15 protein-coding genes are annotated in these 17371 nt (G+C 59.8%); 8 read left to right on the top strand and 7 right to left on the bottom strand.

What is annotated here, in order from left to right:
• Positions 1–40: 40 nt before the first annotated feature.
• Positions 41–1594: a sugar ABC transporter ATP-binding protein gene (locus tag ACW9IN_RS27610; RefSeq protein ID WP_457368836.1), complete on the top strand. Its 1554-nt coding sequence runs from the start codon at positions 41–43 to the stop codon at positions 1592–1594.
• 25 nt (positions 1595–1619) lie between these two features.
• Positions 1620–2642 (top strand): ABC transporter permease, encoded by a 1023-nt coding sequence (locus ACW9IN_RS27605; protein ID WP_457368835.1) that lies wholly within the window; start codon positions 1620–1622, stop codon positions 2640–2642.
• A gap of 183 nt (positions 2643–2825) precedes the next feature.
• Here the strand turns inward: ACW9IN_RS27605 and ACW9IN_RS27600 are convergent, their stop codons facing one another.
• On the bottom strand, positions 2826–7580 hold the full coding sequence (locus ACW9IN_RS27600; RefSeq protein ID WP_457368834.1) for a hypothetical protein: 4755 nt from the start codon (positions 7578–7580) through the stop codon (positions 2826–2828).
• A gap of 364 nt (positions 7581–7944) precedes the next feature.
• Here ACW9IN_RS27600 and ACW9IN_RS27595 point away from each other — a divergent pair, with 364 nt between their 5' ends.
• The 3 genes from ACW9IN_RS27595 (at position 7945) to ACW9IN_RS27585 (ending at position 10448) form a co-directional block, all read left to right on the top strand.
• The gene (locus ACW9IN_RS27595; protein ID WP_457368833.1) at positions 7945–8349 is read left to right on the top strand and encodes a TraR/DksA family transcriptional regulator; all 405 of its coding nucleotides are present in this window, start codon (positions 7945–7947) and stop codon (positions 8347–8349) included.
• 97 nt (positions 8350–8446) lie between these two features.
• A complete protein-coding gene (locus ACW9IN_RS27590; protein ID WP_457368832.1) occupies positions 8447–10129 on the top strand; it encodes a methyl-accepting chemotaxis protein in 1683 nt (560 codons plus the stop codon).
• Positions 10130–10244: 115 nt separating this feature from the next.
• The gene (locus ACW9IN_RS27585) at positions 10245–10448 is read left to right on the top strand and encodes a hypothetical protein (RefSeq protein ID WP_457368831.1); all 204 of its coding nucleotides are present in this window, start codon (positions 10245–10247) and stop codon (positions 10446–10448) included.
• A gap of 6 nt (positions 10449–10454) precedes the next feature.
• Here ACW9IN_RS27585 and ACW9IN_RS27580 read toward each other — a convergent pair whose 3' ends face one another.
• Both ACW9IN_RS27580 and ACW9IN_RS27575 read right to left on the bottom strand, forming a co-directional pair.
• Complete coding sequence (locus ACW9IN_RS27580) at positions 10455–10691, bottom strand: DUF2789 domain-containing protein (RefSeq protein ID WP_457368830.1); 237 nt, start codon at positions 10689–10691, stop codon at positions 10455–10457.
• Positions 10692–10764: 73 nt separating this feature from the next.
• Entirely contained in the window at positions 10765–11040 is a 276-nt protein-coding gene (locus tag ACW9IN_RS27575) for a hypothetical protein (RefSeq protein ID WP_457368829.1), read from the bottom strand.
• Between the two features lie 405 nt (positions 11041–11445).
• Here ACW9IN_RS27575 and ACW9IN_RS27570 point away from each other — a divergent pair, with 405 nt between their 5' ends.
• A complete protein-coding gene (locus ACW9IN_RS27570; RefSeq protein WP_457368848.1) occupies positions 11446–11895 on the top strand; it encodes a hypothetical protein in 450 nt (149 codons plus the stop codon).
• 133 nt (positions 11896–12028) lie between these two features.
• Positions 12029–13045, top strand: a complete 1017-nt coding sequence (locus ACW9IN_RS27565) for an ABC transporter substrate-binding protein (protein ID WP_457368828.1) — start codon at positions 12029–12031, stop codon at positions 13043–13045.
• Between the two features lie 66 nt (positions 13046–13111).
• On the opposite strand, the gene ACW9IN_RS27560 is transcribed toward ACW9IN_RS27565, so the two are convergent.
• Together ACW9IN_RS27560 and ACW9IN_RS27555 are read right to left on the bottom strand one after the other, a co-directional pair.
• Entirely contained in the window at positions 13112–15238 is a 2127-nt protein-coding gene (locus ACW9IN_RS27560) for a TonB-dependent receptor (protein WP_457368827.1), read from the bottom strand.
• Positions 15239–15332: 94 nt separating this feature from the next.
• Complete coding sequence (locus ACW9IN_RS27555) at positions 15333–15722, bottom strand: DUF2946 domain-containing protein (RefSeq protein WP_457368826.1); 390 nt, start codon at positions 15720–15722, stop codon at positions 15333–15335.
• Between the two features lie 95 nt (positions 15723–15817).
• Between ACW9IN_RS27555 and ACW9IN_RS27550 the strand changes: the two genes are divergently transcribed.
• Entirely contained in the window at positions 15818–16255 is a 438-nt protein-coding gene (locus ACW9IN_RS27550) for a DUF3995 domain-containing protein (protein ID WP_457368825.1), read from the top strand.
• A 171-nt stretch (positions 16256–16426) separates the two neighbouring features.
• Here ACW9IN_RS27550 and ACW9IN_RS27545 read toward each other — a convergent pair whose 3' ends face one another.
• Both ACW9IN_RS27545 and ACW9IN_RS27540 read right to left on the bottom strand, forming a co-directional pair.
• Positions 16427–16840 carry a hypothetical protein gene (locus ACW9IN_RS27545; RefSeq protein ID WP_457368824.1) on the bottom strand — a complete coding sequence of 138 codons (414 nt, stop codon included), beginning with the start codon at positions 16838–16840 and terminating at the stop codon, positions 16427–16429.
• A partial coding sequence (locus tag ACW9IN_RS27540) for an RHS repeat-associated core domain-containing protein (protein ID WP_457368823.1) occupies positions 16797–17371 on the bottom strand: 575 nt, incomplete at its 5' end. The genes ACW9IN_RS27540 and ACW9IN_RS27545, both read right to left, overlap by 44 nt.

The following is a 17371-nucleotide window of genomic DNA, read 5'->3' as shown; positions in this document are numbered from 1 at the left end:
CAGGGCGGTCATGGCCGCCTTGCCGCTGGAGTACCTTTCTATGCTCGCTCAAGCCTCTGTTTCCCAACCTCCGGGCACCCAGCCTCTCCTGGCGCAAGAACCCTACCTGTTGGAAATCGTCAACATCAGCAAAGGCTTCCCCGGCGTCGTGGCCCTGGACGATGTGCAATTGCGGGTTCGCCCGGGCTCGGTGCTGGCGCTGATGGGCGAGAATGGCGCGGGCAAGTCGACCCTGATGAAAATCATCGCCGGCATCTACCAGCCCGATAGCGGCGAGATTCGCCTGCGCGGCAAGTCGGCGGTGTTTGAAACGCCGTTGGCGGCACAAAAGGCCGGGATCGCGATGATCCACCAGGAACTCAACCTGATGCCGCACATGAGCATCGCCGAGAACATCTGGATTGGCCGTGAACAGCTCAACAGCCTGCATATGGTCAACCACCGCGAGATGCACCGCTGCACGGCCGAGTTGCTGGCGCGCCTGCGCATCAACCTGGACCCCGAGGAGCATGTGGGCAACCTGAGCATCGCTGAGCGGCAAATGGTCGAGATTGCCAAGGCGGTGTCCTACGACTCCGACATTCTGATCATGGATGAGCCGACCTCGGCCATTACCGAAAAAGAAGTCGCCCACCTGTTTTCGATCATTGCCGACCTCAAGGCCCAGGGCAAAGGCATCGTCTACATCACGCACAAAATGAATGAAGTGTTCGCCATCGCCGATGAAGTGGCGGTGTTCCGCGATGGCCGCTACATCGGCCTGCAACGCGCCGACAGCATGAACAGCGACAGCCTGATTTCGATGATGGTGGGGCGTGAGCTGAGCCAGTTGTTCCCCGTGCGCGAGACGCCCATCGGCGACCTGTTGCTGTCGGTGCGCGACCTGCGCCTGGATGGCGTGTTCAAGGACGTGTCGTTCGACCTGCATGCCGGCGAGATTCTGGGGATCGCCGGGCTGATGGGGTCGGGACGGACCAACGTGGCAGAGACGATTTTCGGCATCACCCCAAGCGACGGCGGCCAGATCGCCCTCGACGGCAAACCGGTGCGCATTACCGATCCGCATATGGCGATCGAAAAAGGCTTTGCGCTGCTGACCGAGGACCGCAAGCTCAGCGGTCTGTTCCCGTGCTTGTCGGTGCTGGAGAACATGGAGATGGCGGTGTTGCCGCATTATTCGGGCAATGGCTTCATCCAGCAGAAAGCTCTGCGTGCGCTGTGCGAAGACATGTGCAAGAAGTTGCGGGTGAAGACGCCGTCCCTTGAGCAATGCATCGATACCTTGTCCGGCGGCAATCAGCAGAAAGCGTTGTTGGCGCGCTGGCTGATGACCAATCCACGGCTGTTGATCCTCGATGAACCGACCCGGGGCATCGACGTTGGCGCCAAGGCCGAGATCTACCGTTTGATCGCCTTCCTTGCCAGCGAAGGCATGGCGGTGATCATGATTTCTTCCGAGCTGCCCGAAGTGCTGGGCATGAGCGACCGCGTGATGGTGATGCACGAGGGCGAACTGATGGGCACCCTGGACCGCAGCGAGGCGACGCAGGAAAAAGTCATGCAGCTGGCGTCCGGTATGACCGCGGTCCACTGACTACAGAATAAGAAGGTGATTGGTTATGAACGCAATAACAGACAACAAGCCTGCCACGGCCCCGTTCAAGCAGCGTCGGCGCATGCCCACCGAGTTGAGCATCTTCCTGGTGCTGATCGGCATCGGCCTGGTGTTTGAACTGTTCGGCTGGATCGTGCGCGACCAGAGTTTTCTGCTGAACTCCCAGCGCCTGGTGCTGATGATCCTGCAAGTATCGATCATTGGTCTGCTGGCTATCGGTGTGACGCAGGTGATCATCACCACCGGTATCGATTTGTCGTCCGGTTCGGTGCTGGCGCTTTCGGCGATGATCGCCGCCAGCCTGGCGCAGACTTCCGATTTTTCCCGGGCGGTGTTCCCCAGCCTGACCGACCTGCCGGTGTGGATCCCGGTGGCGATGGGACTTGGCGTGGGCCTGTTGGCCGGGGCAATCAACGGCAGCATCATTGCCGTCACGGGTATCCCGCCGTTCATTGCCACCCTGGGCATGATGGTCTCGGCCCGTGGCCTGGCGCGCTACTACACCGAAGGCCAGCCGGTGAGCATGCTCTCGGATTCGTACACGGCCATCGGCCATGGCGCGATGCCGGTTATCATCTTTTTGGTGGTGGCGGTGATCTTCCATATCGCGTTGCGCTACACCAAGTACGGCAAGTACACCTACGCCATCGGCGGCAACATGCAAGCGGCGCGGACCTCGGGCATCAACGTCAAGCGCCACCTGATCATTGTGTACAGCATCGCCGGGTTGCTGGCGGGCCTGGCCGGCGTGGTGGCCTCGGCCCGAGCCGCGACCGGGCAGGCTGGCATGGGCATGTCCTATGAGCTGGATGCGATTGCGGCGGCCGTGATCGGCGGCACCAGCCTGGCGGGCGGGGTAGGGCGCATTACCGGCACGGTGATTGGCGCACTGATCCTTGGGGTGATGGCCAGCGGGTTCACCTTTGTCGGGGTGGACGCGTATATCCAGGACATCATCAAGGGCCTGATCATCGTGGTGGCGGTGGTGATCGACCAGTACCGCAACAAGCGCAAGCTCAAGCGCTGAATGCGGTCTTGTAGTGAGCAGGCTCGTCCTGCGCCGGGCTGCGTAGCAGCCCCAACCAGGCCACCGCAAATTTTCAGACAGAAACGCGGTGGCTGGTTTAAGGGCCGCTTTGCGCCCCAGCGCAGGCGGTGCGACGATTCGCCAAGCCTGCTCACTACAGGATTGGCGTTGGGCCTTGTTCATTCAAGGCCGCAGTGGCAGAAACCATTTCTCAGCCAGTTCCCGACTGATTGCTCCGCGATGCACATCCACCACGCTTTGCGGGTTCTGCGCCTTGGCCAGCAGCGAATAGTAGCTGTCGGTGCGTTGCTGCTGGGTTTTCAGGTGGGCCACGCTGTAGTCGGGCTTTGGCGTGTCCAGCTTGGGGTAATGAAAGTGCGCGTACCACAGCACGTTCCCCTGAGGATCGATCACGCTGTACTCCTTGATGAAATCCGCGCGTTCACCGCGCATCGCCAGGCGCGGGCCGAGGCTGCCCAGTTTGGCGTGGTGCTGTTCGAGCAGGTACGTCAGGTGGCTGTCGGTGGGGGGCAGGGCCAGGGTGCGTTGCAGGCGTAACTCGTGGCCCTTGGCGGTGAGCCTGGCCATGGCCGCCCGCAGAGCGTTGGAAAGGCTGCGGTCGTCGGCCAGTTGCAGGTCTTCAGGCTGTGCGGCAATCGCGCGATCCAGCTCGGCCGCCAGGCTATCGAAGCGTTTCGCTTCTGCATCCAGGCTCTCCTGTATTTCTACGGGGTAGCGCGAGACTTGCGCATAACCTTCCTGGCGCTTGAGCGTTGGCTCTACGGTCTTGAGTCGCTTGCGCGCATCGCCTTTGACGACGTTCAGCGCACGGGTGTTCGGCGCAGGTTCCGGTGCAGAAGGACGGCGCTGGAACTCGACTTCGTCCCAGCCACTTTCGTGCTGCGAGTATGTGGCCAGCAATTGGTCGGTCTGTTCCGAGCGCACCTCCACCGTGTCGATCGCCAGTGCAGTGTCGGCGGGCTTGATATTACCGATCAGGACGCCTTGTTTGCGGGTCCTGATGACTTTTTTCTGGATTCTGCCGGGAGCATTCGGGGCGCGTTTGGGAGGACGCTCAGGCGTTTCGGCGAGCGGTTTGACCTCGGCGGCCAATTGTTGCACCACGTCTTGGTACAACGCGTTCACCAGCGCTTGCAGCGGTCTGAAGTATTCCATGTCCAAGCCCTCGGCATGGACGATTGCAATGCCCTGCAAGGCATCCAGGGCCTGGGCATAGTGCTGGAACAGGCTGTCGAGTACCACCAGGCGGTCGGCGGTGTCGAGGTTGAGGGTGTTGAGCTCGCTGTGGGTGCGTACGTGCGGGGCCAGGGGTTCGAGGTTCAGGTCCAGGTCATTATCGAACAAGCCGGCTTGCCAGTGCTTTTTGCTCAAGTACTTGAGGTTCATCAACTGTGAATATTTCAGCGAGAGGGCACTGAGTTCGTCGGGACGTCCCTGGGTCAGGCGGTTGTAGGCTTCGAGGCCGGGCTGACCGAGGTTGAACAGCTCCAGCAGGGAGCGGTCGGTGCGCTCCAGTGCGTTGATCTGGCGCTCGTTGATCTGACTCAGGTCCTTGAGAAACTGCGCATAACGCGCCGGGTCGAGGAGGATGGAGGGCAGTGCCTGTTCGTAGGGTGCGTTCAGCAAGGGGTGCGCGGCGTACAGTACCTGGCGGTCCATGTCGGCGACCACCACGGACTTGCGCGCGTTGTTCACGGTATTTTCAAGGAATATGGCGGCGACGCTGGCAGGCATGGGCATGCCCAGCTCGCTGCGCTCCTGGCGGCTATCGAGAAAGCTTGCGAAGACGTCCATCTGTTCATGGAGTGCGCTGTCGAAGTTCTTGCGTGTGTTGGCGCGGGCGGCGTCGCTGTACTTGGCGTCGGTGGCGGCGCGGTTCATCAGCTCCTGTGCCATGTCCACCTTGTCTTGCAACAGTTGCTGCGGGCTTTTGAGGGTGACCAGCCGGCCTTGCTGCATGACCTGGGGACTGTGGGTGAACCGCGTCTGTTCTTCGCCCAGTTGCTGTTTACGCAGGGCTTTGCGCTCGCGCGCGGCGGCGATGCGCTTGGGCGGCATGCCGCCGCGCAGGCGCAGTTGCAAGTCGAGTGTCCAGTTGCCCTGGCCGTCCGATTTCAAGTAGGGACCATGAAGCTGGGTGTTGAAGGGATCGACGATCACCACGCTGTCACCCTCCAGGCGTACCTGGTACCAGCGTGTGTCAATCAGCGCGTACCAATCGCGCAGATGGAGGTAAAGGCCTCGGCGAGGGCCATCGGCGACCGGTGTCGGCAGTACGTCGGGCCTGGGCACCTGGAGCAGCGCCAGGCGTTGCTGTTGGTCGGCGCTCAGTCGCTGGCGGGCGCTGGCAAAACTGAAGTCGAAAACGGTATTGGCCAATCCCGAAGCGCCTCCGCCCACCATCACGCTGCCCTGTTCAATAACGGCGGGTGCGGAGGGGGGCCATTGCCCGTGATCTAGCCGCTCCAGTGGCGATGGCAGGATCTGCCACTTGGCGTCGTCCGGCCAACTGCGTTTGGGTGTTACGGGGGTGGGGACCAGTTCGAACATCAGCATGCCGACGTTCAGCAGCAAATCGGCCCAGGCCAGTTCCCGGGTGATCGGATCCGGGCTGTTGAGCGCAGGGATATCCCGGTTGGCGCTGGTCAGCAGGCTGAACAACCAGCCGGTCAACATGAGTGGCCCGCGCATCAGGGGCAATAGCAGGGTGCTGAACAACAGCCCGGCGCCTTCCAGGAAAACCCGCCAGCGGCTTTCGGCATTGGACACCGATTCGCGCTCGGCCTGGTCGACCAGGGCCCGGGCGTTGGCGCCGTAGAGGTATTGCATCAGGTGGCCGTTGGCCAGGAACTGCAGCAACTCATCGTTTGCGCCGGTCTCGGCGAGGGTGGCCGGTGCGGGAATTTCAGGCAGGTCGAACTCGCTGCCGGCGCCGAACCTGACGTAGTGCGGCTGCGCAAATCCTCCATTGTCATAGATAGGCCGTGCACCGTCGGAGAGCCAGGTCAGCACACTGGTTTGCAGCTCGCCCGGTGCGGCGATGGCGTTCATCAAGTCGGCACGGCTGGGGAATTGCAGCAAAGTGTCGGCGTAGAGTGGACGGTACAGAATCGCGGGGCCGATCGCGGGGTTCTCGGGTTCGATGATGTACATGTTGGTGACCCTGTCCGCCACGGCAGCGGGCTTGCGCAGCAGAGCCAGTTGACGGATGACGATGGCCTGGCCACTCACTTGGCGTTCATCCGCCTGACGCCCCATCAGCGCCGCGACATGGGCCGCGCCCTGGACGGTGAAGCCGTTGAGCTGTCTGAGGCTGGATTCCAGCGCCAGCAGCGGTAGGTGGGCAACGGTTTGTTCGCCGAACTGACGCTCGCGCTGGCGTGCTTCTTCGCTGTCGTCCAGCAGTCGGGCCTTGAGCATTTCCGGGTAGGACTTGCCGATGTTCACCTGTTGAATCAGGCCTGTGCTGCCCTGGATATAGTCGGGCGTGAGCCATACGGGCAGGGGCTGGTTGTTGCGGTGGGTAACGGTCAGTAGGCCCCGGGGGCGGCCTTGCAGGTTGTTGATCGCCAGGTCGGTCAGGCTCATGTGGACGTTTTCGACATAGCCGGCGCCGCCCGGGTAACCGGCGGCGACATGAAAGGTCAATTGCAGGTCATCGGGCTGGAACTGCGCGGAACGTGTCTGATCGGGGCGAATATTGTCGAAGTGCAGTTCGTCTCGCAGCAGTTGGTTGAGCAAGGCGGTGCGGGTGTACGTGCGGATGTCCGGCAGGTCGCTGAGGAAGGTTGCGCCTTCACTGCGTCTCTTGGCGCTGGCCAATTTCAGGCTGCAGTACCGATATTGCATGCGCTCGGTGGTGGTGGCACGGTTCAGCCAGTCGGGTAGGTCGCGGCGTAGCGTGGTCAGCGTTTGAGCGCTGTACAGCGCGGTATTTTCAAAACTTGTGAGGGGATCAGTGATGTGCCGATACATCCCTTGCAGCGCCTCAAGCCCGACCTTCGTGCCCAGTTTCAACTGCTGCAATTGTTGCAACTGGCGATTGAGGATAATCGCCGATTGAGCCTCGAACAGATGACCGTCCGGCTCGTAGCGTTGGGTGGTGACGCGTTCGAACGCCGTGTCCTGTTCCAGGGTATGGGCCCAGTCCGATAAGGCCGCCTCCATGGTGTAGTAGCGTTCGTAACTCCCCGCCACCGAGCACCATAAAATGTGTGGCTCGCCCTTGTGTACGGGAACCAGGATCAAGTCGGGTCCCAATCGTTGCTGCGTTCGCTTGCCGGCGGTGAAGGTCGCCATAGGGAAGTAGGCGTGGACGACGGCTTCTCCGTAGCGTGCGATGCGCTGGTCGCGGTCGGGGCACTCGACCAGTTGCTCGAGCATGTCGCGCTCCAGCGGCATGAGGTCATTCGTTTGAATTAGCAACATGCGCAATGTGTCCCGCATGGCCTCGCTGAGCCAGTGCCAGCGTGAGACGCCGCTGTCGCCGGAGGCGCTCCAATAGGCGGCGAGGGCATTTTGCAGGGCGGTAGGCAGCGTCTCAGGCAGGGTTTCTATCGCCGACTGGATCGCTTGCATGTCCAGTGGCTGGGCGTCTGCCAGTGTCAGGGGGGTGGGGGGATCGTCGCTGAGCTGACAGCTTTTGCCGTGTCGATCACTGAAGTCCAGCGGGGTGCCGTTGGCGAGCAGGTCGAGTACCAGGCCCATCAGCGATTGCCGGCTGCGGCCTCCGCGTGAGGTTGGGACCAGCAATCGGGTGCGGGCCAGGTCGATGGACAATGACGGATGAATCCGGGTTATCAGGTGGGTCAGCAATTGTCGGGTGACGAACTCCAGCGTCGGTCGCGAGGCAAACTGAGCATTGACCGCACCGGCGAGCGGTTCGCCGGCCGGTGAAGGGGGACGATAGAGGGGCATACGATATCCTTTTCGTGGTTGATGCCCCATAGCTAATGCCCTTTCACTGAGGGGCTGGCGGTACGTATTGCTGGCAGCGAATTAACCATTCGTCTTGCATTTAGCTCCACAACCCCGAATTTCTTGCTATAAACGCACTCCGATGACCATTCGCCGAGCCCGTCCTGGTGCTTTTGGGGGTTATCTCGGAAAAAATGCCTGTCTTTTCAGTTGCTGCGCCCTCAAGTCGGCCTTAGACTGCCGCCCCTCGTAAATTGAGTGCCGGGTGGCGCTTGGAATGGATGGCGCCTTTCCGAGACCTGCAAGGGTCGACCGGAACGCTCCCTTATTCGCCTTAATGCACGTATTTTTTATAGAGAAATCAATGACAAAGGAAAAGTTGCTGGCCATGCCGGCGGATGACTACATGAATGCCGAACAGCACGCTTTTTTCGAGCAATTGCTGCAAGACATGAAAGTGGAACACCACGAGCGCATTGAACAGAACCGTATCGCCATTGAAAGCCTGGACACCCCGGCCGACCCGGCTGACGCTGCTTCCGTGGAAGAAGAGCGCACCTGGCTGGTCAACGCTATCGACCGCGACCAGCGTATGCTGCCGCAGCTTGAGCGCGCCCTGGAGCGCATCAAGGAAGATTCCTTTGGCTGGTGCGACGACAGCGGCGAGCCTATCGGCCTCAAGCGCCTGCTGATCAGCCCGACCACCCGGTACTGCATCGAAGCGCAAGAGCGCCACGAGCAGATCGACAAGCACCAGCGTCAAGCCTGATGCGGTGAAGCCGGGGAGGCCGCAGACGGCTCCCCGGAGAACATGCCCGTTACACCCCCGTTTATTGATCTGTTGCACGCTACCCCACTAAAGGCCCATGGATAATGGCGAAAGAGTGGCGTTTAATGCCGGAACAATAACGACAAGCAGTGGGGTAACGACGATGGCTGGAGACGGATCTCTGATGGGCGCAGCGGTGCCACCACAGACGGTGGCGCGCGGGTTGCCCGGCTGGCTCACGCCACTCCTGCAGAGCACCGCCCTGGTGTTGGTCCTGCTCGGACTGGCGTTTGCCGGCCTGCCGATTTACCTGTGCCTGCCACTGGCCTTGCTGGTGATCTGGCTACCCTCCCTCAAAAACCGTACACCGGGTGCCGTGTCGACCGGTGCCGGCGACGCCATTGGCGACCTGACCCGCGATTTGTCCCATACCACCAGCCACAACGCTTTGTCTGCGGCCGGCGTGGCCTATTCGGTCAAACAACTGGCAGCGCGGGTGCAGTCGCAACTGGGGGCGGCCAGGCAGATTGTCAGCAGTGCCGAAGTCATGATCGGTACGGAGAAGATCACTTCCGAGCTCAGCCGGCAGGCGCTGGGGGCGGCGAGCCAGGCCCATCAGCGCAGCACCGAAGGGCGTGAAGTGCTGGCCCTGTCGATCAGCCGAATGCACCAGCTCAGCCAGCGCGCGAACGCCAGCCGGGAACTGATCGAAGCCTTGAGCCAGCGCAGCGAAGAAATCCAGCGGGTGACCCTGGTGATCCAGTCGATCGCCAGCCAGACCAACCTGTTGGCGCTGAACGCGGCCATCGAAGCGGCGCGGGCGGGGGAACACGGGCGAGGTTTCGCGGTGGTGGCCGATGAGGTCCGCGGGCTGGCCGGACGTACCGCAACGGCCACCGATGAGGTCGGCGTGATGGTGGCGGATATCCAGCAGCGTACCGCCCAAGTGGTGGAGCAGATTCGTCAGTTGTCAGCGGATTTGCACACCGGTGTCGAGCAGGTGGAGCATGCCGGCGAGCAATTGGAGAGCATCGCCAGCCTGGCGGCGGATGTGGAAGGCCAGGTCAACGAAATTGCCCAGGGCGCCGACACCAACCGCACCCAGCTCGATAGCCTGTTTCATGCGGTGGAGCAGATGCGCAGCGATCTGACGGTGAGCGATCAGCAAACCCGCCAGTTGGCCGACGCCGCCGTGCAGATGGAAGGGCAGGCCGAAATCATCAGTGAACGCCTGGCCGAGGTGGGGCTGGATGACTATCACCAGCGCATCTATGACCTGGCCCGTGAAGGCGCCAACCGCATTGCCGCGCAGTTCGAGGCGGACGTCCAGCAGAGCCGCATCAGCCTGGATGATCTGTTTGATCGCAGTTATACCCTGATCCCCAACACCAGTCCGAGCAAGTACCACACGCGGTTCGATGGTTATACCGACCAGGTCCTGCCGGCGATTCAGGAGGCGTTGTTGCCGCGTCACGAAGGGCTGGTTTTTGCAATCGCCTGCACGCCCCAGGGGTATGTACCGACGCACAACAAGGCGTTCTCCCAGGCGCTGACCGGCGATGCACAGCTCGATGCGGTGCAGAACCGCACCAAACGCAAGTTCGACGACCGTACCGGCATTCGCTGCGGCAGCCATCAACAGGCGGTGTTGTTGCAGACCTACACCCGGGATACGGGCGAACTGATGCACGATCTGTCGGTGCCGATCGTGGTCAAGGGGCGACATTGGGGCGGGTTGCGTCTGGGCTACAAACCGGAAGGGGCGAAAGCATCGCGCTAAACATTGTTGCTGTTTATGCAATGGAGCTATTCCGTGGATAGCTTTTTCCAACTGGAGGAAAACCGTAGCATGGCCAACATTGTTAGTCGGCTAACTAATGGTGCGGAGAACCTTCATGCAAACCAAAGTCGATGTCGCGGTGATGATTGGCAGCGGTGTCCCTTCCACGCTGCGGGAGTTGGGCCAGCGCGCCTGTTGGGTCGTGTTGCTTAACGGCGAGCGGCGTGGCACCGCGTTCGCCAGCCGTGATGAAGCGGAAGAATGCCGGGCTGCCTGGCAAGCGCTGTTGCGCCTGGAGCAGCCCGACAGCGTGCACTGAACGAGGTCAAGTGCGTTGATGCAGGCGCTGGTTCAGCTCATCCACCGCCATGGCCCAGTCGGCATCCTCGCGCAGTTCTTCCTTGAGGAACCCGGCTTGTTGCGGTGTCCAGAACGGCGCGTCGATCAGTTTGACGGCGTCCGCCAGTGGATGCGCAACAATGAAGGCGTCGATGGCCTGTGGAGATGATTCCAGGCCCAATTGTTCGAACAAGGTTTCAAGGGTTGGTAGTGGCGCGTCCATAGCATGCTCCCGGAAAAGTCGTGAGGGTATGTATGGGAGGGCGGTGATGCGGGGGAGTTCGATCGGATATCCATCATCCGGGTGGCGCGACCCTTGCGCCGTAGGACGCTTGCAGGGTAGCTTCGAGTTCTTTCGCCAGTTCGCAGGCCTGAATATGGTCACTGCGAAAGCCTTTGATGCGACCGCTGTTCACCTCCAGGATATGAAAGAAGTTCTTGCCGGCGGGCACCACCTGATAAAGAACCGAATTCGGACACCCGAAGGGACTGTCCAGGCGGTAGTATTGAGGCTTTTCCCGGCATGATGAACGAGTGCGGGAAGACATGGCGTCGTATAGTGGTCGTTGCATGGCCTGCTCCTGTCGATCGATCTTGTTGATCCCCCAGCAGCGTTTCCGGTGGTTTTAACCCCGGTTGCTGTTTTAGTATTGTGGCGGGTAGTCGGCTCCCGGTTCCCTGCCCGCACATTGAGTGTCGGAAAACTGCGTTTTTAATTGGGTTATTCTCTGAAGTGGGTCCGCCCGTATTCTCGGGTGGTTGAACCTGTGATCTCCTGTGATGCCTGATGACCTTGCACAAGGTTCATCAAGCTCGCCTGTACTAGTCTTACAGCGCAGCAGTGGGGAGATTCTTCAGTTTTTCAATGAATGAGTTGTGTGATCGTGCCGTAACGGCCGTTTTTTTGTGCTGCCCGCTCTGGCGGACGGCGCTCTTTTCGAGGTGGGGGCGTTTCCTTGGCAGTCAGTAATCTGGATATGCACGCGTTATTCGTGCTGGGTGATTTGCGCGCAAAGTTGGTCAAACAGTTTCAATCCCGTTTCGTCTACATCACTGAGCAGACGCCGGAAGGCATCTACATTGCCGAGATCGATACCGAAGCGGCGATGGTGGTCGATGACAAACCGCGCCTGGAGCTCAAGGTCGGCGACCACTTTCGCGCGGCGGTATTGCCCAGTCGCGAAGGCGGCAAGTTCGAGTTGAAGTTTCGCGAGATCAAGTTGACGGTGTATGGCCTGGGCGATTACGCCTTTGTGTCTTCTACCGAGGGCCAGGGCATTGTGTTCAAGGAAGGCCACGGCGTGATGCTGGTGTTTGCTGCCAACGAGCAACTTCAGGAAGGCCTGACCAAAACCCTGAAGGCCGTGACCGGCAAGGTCGCCAAATGGCGCAAGGGTGAGCTGGTAACGTTCAAGGCCAGCGAATAACCCACAAATATCCCGCACATTCTGTCTCTCCCGGAACCTCTACTACAGTTGAGTTGACTTAACTATTCAGAGGCTTCGCGCATCAGCAGCAAAGCCGCCTGCTATTGGCTGCGATATCGCGAGGTGCAGAGGCATGAAAGGATTGAGAACACTCTTGGCCGCCGGGTTGACAGCCCTGGGGATGTCAATGGCTGCGCTGCCGGCGTCGGCCACCCAGGCGCCGGTGCACTTTGCCGACCTGAACTGGGAAAGTGGCAGCCTGATCACTGAAGTGCTGCGGGTCATTGTCGAGAAGGGTTATGGCCTGCCGACCGACACGTTGCCCGGTACGACCATCACCCTGGAAACCGCCTTGGCGAAGAACGATATTCAGGTGATCGGCGAGGAATGGGCCGGCAGAAGCCCGGTGTGGGTCAAGGCCGAGGCCGAAGGCAAGGTGGCGGGCCTGGGCGATACCGTCAAAGGCGCCACCGAAGGTTGGTGGGTGCCGGAGTACGTGGTCAAGGGCGATCCGGCCAAAGGCATCAAGCCCCTCGCACCGGAGCTGAAAAGCGTCAAGGACCTGGCTCGTTACAAGGACGTGTTCAAGGACCCCGAATCTCCCGACAAGGGGCGCTTCCTTAACAGCCCTATCGGCTGGACCTCGGAAGTGGTCAATAAACAGAAGCTCAAGGCCTACGGTCTGGACGACAGTTTTGTGAATTTCCGCAGTGGCTCGGGCGCGGCACTGGATGCCGAGATCGCTTCATCGATCCGCCGAGGCAAGCCGGTGCTGTTCTACTACTGGTCGCCGACGCCGTTGATGGGCCGCTTCAAGTTGATCCAGTTGGAAGAGCCGGCATTCGATGCCGAGGCCTGGAAGACGCTGACCGATGCAGACAACCCCGATCCCAAGCCAACCCGTTCGCTGGCATCCAGGTTGAGCATCGGTGTGTCCACGCCGTTCCAGAAGCAATACCCGCAAATCGCGCAGTTCTTCGAGAAGGTCGAGTTCCCTATCGAACCGCTGAACAAAGCCCTGGCCACCATGAGCGAGAATCACACGCCACCTCGGGACGTTGCCCTGGCGTTCCTGAAGGAGCATCCCGAAGTCTGGACGGCGTGGTTGACCGATGATGTGGCGCAGAAGGTTCAAGCGAGCCTGAAATAATCTCGGATTCAACTACCAGGTGAAAATGAAATTGTGGGAGCTGGCAAGCCAGCTCCCACATCCACATCAGAACCTGGTTTGCACCGCCAGCTCAAAGGTCCTCGGCGACCCCAGGTAGTAAGCCGGCGACACATGGGCAAACTCCGCATACACCTCGTTGGTCAGGTTGCGCACCCGACCGGTCACCGACGTGTGCGAGTCCACCTTGTAGCGCAGGAAGGTGCCGAACAGCGTGTAGGCCGGCACCGTCTGGGTGTTGGCGTTATCCGCATACACCTCTGCTACATAGCGCGCGTCCACGCCGCCTTGCCAGTCTTCACTGAAGTCATAGGTCAACCACAGATTGCCGACGCGCTTGGGCACGTTGGTGGGCGTGTTGCCTTTGCGTGACACCACGGCGCCGCTGGCGATTTTCTCGTTGAACTCATCGTATTCGGCGTCTACCCAGGCGAAGTTGCCTTCCGCCAACAGCCGTGGGGTGATGCGAAACGAGCTGGCCAGTTCGATGCCCCTGGACGACTGCGCGCCCACCGGGATGCTGTTGGTCGGGTCCAACGGGTCGGTGACGGCAAAGTCCTTGCGCTCGATTTTATAAGCGGCGACGGTGGCCGAGCCACGGCCTTCCAGGTAATCGAACTTGCTGCCGACTTCCCATTGTTTGCCGGTCGACACGTCGAACACCTGGGTGGTCGTGTTCGGTTGTTCCGCGGCAGTGCTGTATTGCACGTAGACATTGGCCGAGGGAATGAACTGGTAAGTCAGGCCCACGCGGCCGGTCACCGGCTCCCAACGGCGGGTGAAGTGCCGTGGGTTGGTGGCAGTCACGGTGCGGTGGTTGGTCACATCCAGGTCGATGGCGTCATAGCGCAAACCCGTCAGCAACGAGAGTTTATCGGTGAGGCCCAGGCGGTTTTCCACGAACAACGCACGGGTGGTGACCTGGTTGGTCTTGTCCTTGATAAACCCGGGTTTTGTGCCCGGGATGTCATAGAAGTGCCCCGGGTCATAGTTGTTCGGGTCCACGGTGCTGTTGCCCGGTACGTTCAGCGGGTGGTTGGTGGTGCTGTTGACCTTGTATTCGAAGCCGCCGGACCAGGTGGTCGACAGGCCGAACAGGCGGTCGTCATGGCGAATTTCAAACTGGTTGCCATTCTGCTCGCCCTGATGACGCACCTGGTAGGCGGTCGAGCGGTTCACCGCGCTGTTGTTGGCGTTGTATTGATACGTCTCGAGGTTGCGGTAATCGCGCTGGCTATCCAGGTGGTAAAGGGTGTTTTTCAGGGTGGTGCTGTCGTTGATCCGGTAATCGATGATCGAGCGCGCCCAGATCGTGCGCTGTTCATAACGACCGTCGGCCACGTTGTAGTTGTTGAAGCGGTTGTGTTTGTCGATCTTCAGCTCGCCGACCTTGGGGTTGAGCACCGGCGTGCCCCAGTAGGGGCTGTCTTCATGTTCGTCCTGATATTCCAGCGCCAGGGTGTGGGACAGGTTGGGGGTGAGGTCGCTGAGCAGGGAAAAGGCCAGGCTCCAGGCGTCGCGCTGGTCGCGGTCGATATAGCTGTGGTTGGTGTTGCGGCTGACATCCAGGCGCGCGTAATGCTGAACCTCAGCACCCGGCTCGGTCAGGGCGTGATTGACGCCGAACGCCATGCCGGCGGTGTCGTAGCTGCCATAGGTGAGCTGACCCTCGGCGGCCTGTTCTTCACGGGTGGCCAGTTTGGTCACGTAATTGAGCGAACCGCCCACCGAGCCGGCGCCATTGATGAGGGAGGAGGGGCCGCCTACCAGTTCCACCCGGTCGTAGATCCACGCATCCACCGGCCGGGCCAGGCCGGTCGCGACGTTGATGCCGTTGAACATCTGGGTGATCTGGCTGCTGGTGAAACCGCGATAAGAGACAAACCCGCCAAAGCCCGGCGGCGCGCTGGCATTCACGCCGGGCAGGGTATTGGCCGCGTCGCGAAAGGTCTTGGCGCCGTGGCGCTCGATGTCGTTGCGATTGGCGATGGCCACCGAAGCGGGTGTCTCGCGCACGCTCAAACCCAGCCGCGATGCGACGCCGCTGGATTGATCCAGGGTCAGGCCGGGCTCGGCGGTCTGTTCGCCATCGATGGTGGTCGGCGCCAGTTCGAGGGCCCACGCGCAAACAGGCAGGCAGCCGAACAGGCCTGCCAACAGGGGTAGATGTTTCATGGTTGAATCCTGAAGAACTTGGCTTGAAAACAACGCACAGCCGAACGGATCCTCGATAGGGATGACGGTCAGTGCAGATCGAAAAGCTCAGGTATCAGGCGTAGGCGGGCGGCGCACGCGGGTGAGCGGCAGGCCAGATGAAGCGGGCGGGAATATCTGCGGCCAGTACAACTGCCGGTGGCGGCGCATGGGGTTGTGGCAACACCGCCACATTCAGGCTGGAGTTGAGCGCCGGACCCATGCCTCCGGTGGAACACAATGGGCAGCCGAACGCCTTGGACAGCGTCGGCAGGGTCTCATCAGTGGAGTTCTTTTGTATGGGCGCCTGGGTGCGCGGGTCGACCGTACAGAACTGGCCACCGATGCCATTGAGCTGCATCCCCATCATCTGCCCGTGACCGATGCTGCAGGCGAACACATTGAACAGGACGCAGCAATAGAGCATCCAGGCAATGAGCGAGCGATCGGAACGGACGATTTTCATGGGGCGGCACTTTACCATCAGCTGCCGACGAAATGCCTGCAAAAAATTACCGGGCGACTATCCTCTTTCGGACTTTTCCAGGGAGAGAGCCAGCCATGAGCTTTGTCGTCGCGCGGTGGGTCGTCGGAATCTTCGCCTGTATCAGCATGGTGCACCTGTACTGGGCCGCCGGCGGCAAACTCGGCAGCCTCGCCGCCATCCCCCAATTACCCGGCGAATTCGCCCGGGGACCACGGCCAGCGTTCAAGCCTTCGGCCTTGGGCACCTTCCTTGTCGCAATGGGGCTGGTGGCGATTGCGCTGCTCGTCTGCCTGCGCGCCGGACTATATTTTTCGCCGGTGTCCCATGGCGCGCTGCAATGGGGGATCAGCACGATAGCCGTGATCATGTTTGCCAGGGCGATTGGGGATTCGGAGTTGGTGGGGTTTTTCAAGAAGGTGAGTGGGTCCAGGTTTGCGAAGTTGGATACGTATTTTTATTCGCCGTTGTGTTTGGTGTTGGGGGCGGGGTTGTTGGTGGTGGCGTGGGGGTAAGTGGCTGACAGATAAAGTCTCCAAGGATCGAAACCATCAACCCTTTCGTCCGGATGTAATCAAAGACGACACCTATTTCCGATATATAAACGCTGCAGCAATTCCGTGCAGTCACAGGTTACGCCGTCGATGACAAGTTCTTGCTGTGAGGTTTTGTTTGTAGGCTTTGCATTATAAAAATGCCACGTCAATTCTTTCGATGGATACCTTTATAAAGTGTCCGTTGAGGTCGGGGTGCTCATAATGGATGCCTTCATCGTTAAGCGGTGTGAAGGTCTCGAATAGATCATTGTTCAGTATTCCATAAAGAATGTAAGAAAAACTATTGTCGACTTGCTCAGCTAATATTTTGGTTGGGCAGATTTTCTGAACTTCATAATTGTCGGATAGGTTTAAGCTTATTTCAATGTCATAAAAACTTCCTTGTTCTATTTTATAAGGGCAGTGGGTGGTGAAGCACGTTACGATAGTTTTATCAATAAGCAGTGTTACTTCTTCCTCAATCAGCTCGTTGGTTGATAGTACCTGTGCTTTTTTGACGTTACTCGGTGTGAGGTCTGATGGTTTTGTCAGTGGCGTCGCCATTGATTGATCTCCAAAATTCTTTTCCGCTCTTAGTGTGAAGGGTTGTAATTTGATTGCTCTGATTCGTCCCTACAAAAGCAAATTTTGCATGTCCTGATCTGTTTGTGCCTAAGAGCAAGACATAGCCTGATCTGGGTGTGCCCTTGTAAGAGTAGTAGACATGAATCCCTTTATCTACCACATGACGTGCTGTGAGTAGGTATTCGTGACTGTCTTTTGACTTGAATTCTGCTCCATGTTTTTTATAGTGAGTATCGAGCTTTTCTTCAGATCCAAAATCGGTTGGGTATCGGTAGGCGTCTGGGGCGGACGGTTGGTTTGTATGAGCATTTGCTTTTTCAGCAGGACTATCAACTCCATCTTCCGGCTTACATCCATTTCCCCCAGGACAATTACTTAACCCCAGCGGATCCACCCACCCCGTAGGATTCGGCACGTACCGGTAGGCATTGATCCCACCCGCCAACTTCACCGGGTCCGGCGTCAGGTAGCGTCCCAGATCCGGATTGTAGTAGCGATGCCGGTTGTAGT

The sequence above is a fragment of the Pseudomonas sp. SDO5271_S396 genome (genome assembly GCF_054071795.1).
The sequence above is the reverse complement of the archived record's forward strand: the minus strand, read 5'-3'. Positions and strand labels throughout refer to the sequence as shown.

Bases quoted from the DNA above. Each gene is read 5' to 3' on its own strand.
- ACW9IN_RS27595 (WP_457368833.1), top strand. From the start codon at position 7,945: ATGACAAAGGAAAAGTTGCTGGCCATGCCGGCGGATGACTACATGAAT.
- ACW9IN_RS27585 (WP_457368831.1), top strand. From the start codon at position 10,245: ATGCAAACCAAAGTCGATGTCGCGGTGATGATTGGCAGCGGTGTCCCT.
- ACW9IN_RS27545 (WP_457368824.1), bottom strand. From the start codon at position 16,840: ATGGCGACGCCACTGACAAAACCATCAGACCTCACACCGAGTAACGTC.
- ACW9IN_RS27575 (WP_457368829.1), bottom strand. From the start codon at position 11,040: ATGCAACGACCACTATACGACGCCATGTCTTCCCGCACTCGTTCATCA.
- ACW9IN_RS27550 (WP_457368825.1), top strand. From the start codon at position 15,818: ATGAGCTTTGTCGTCGCGCGGTGGGTCGTCGGAATCTTCGCCTGTATC.
- ACW9IN_RS27605 (WP_457368835.1), top strand. From the start codon at position 1,620: ATGAACGCAATAACAGACAACAAGCCTGCCACGGCCCCGTTCAAGCAG.
- ACW9IN_RS27580 (WP_457368830.1), bottom strand. From the start codon at position 10,691: ATGGACGCGCCACTACCAACCCTTGAAACCTTGTTCGAACAATTGGGC.
- ACW9IN_RS27610 (WP_457368836.1), top strand. From the start codon at position 41: ATGCTCGCTCAAGCCTCTGTTTCCCAACCTCCGGGCACCCAGCCTCTC.
- ACW9IN_RS27555 (WP_457368826.1), bottom strand. From the start codon at position 15,722: ATGAAAATCGTCCGTTCCGATCGCTCGCTCATTGCCTGGATGCTCTAT.
- ACW9IN_RS27565 (WP_457368828.1), top strand. From the start codon at position 12,029: ATGAAAGGATTGAGAACACTCTTGGCCGCCGGGTTGACAGCCCTGGGG.
- ACW9IN_RS27570 (WP_457368848.1), top strand. From the start codon at position 11,446: ATGCACGCGTTATTCGTGCTGGGTGATTTGCGCGCAAAGTTGGTCAAA.
- ACW9IN_RS27560 (WP_457368827.1), bottom strand. From the start codon at position 15,238: ATGAAACATCTACCCCTGTTGGCAGGCCTGTTCGGCTGCCTGCCTGTT.
- ACW9IN_RS27600 (WP_457368834.1), bottom strand. From the start codon at position 7,580: ATGCCCCTCTATCGTCCCCCTTCACCGGCCGGCGAACCGCTCGCCGGT.
- ACW9IN_RS27590 (WP_457368832.1), top strand. From the start codon at position 8,447: ATGGATAATGGCGAAAGAGTGGCGTTTAATGCCGGAACAATAACGACA.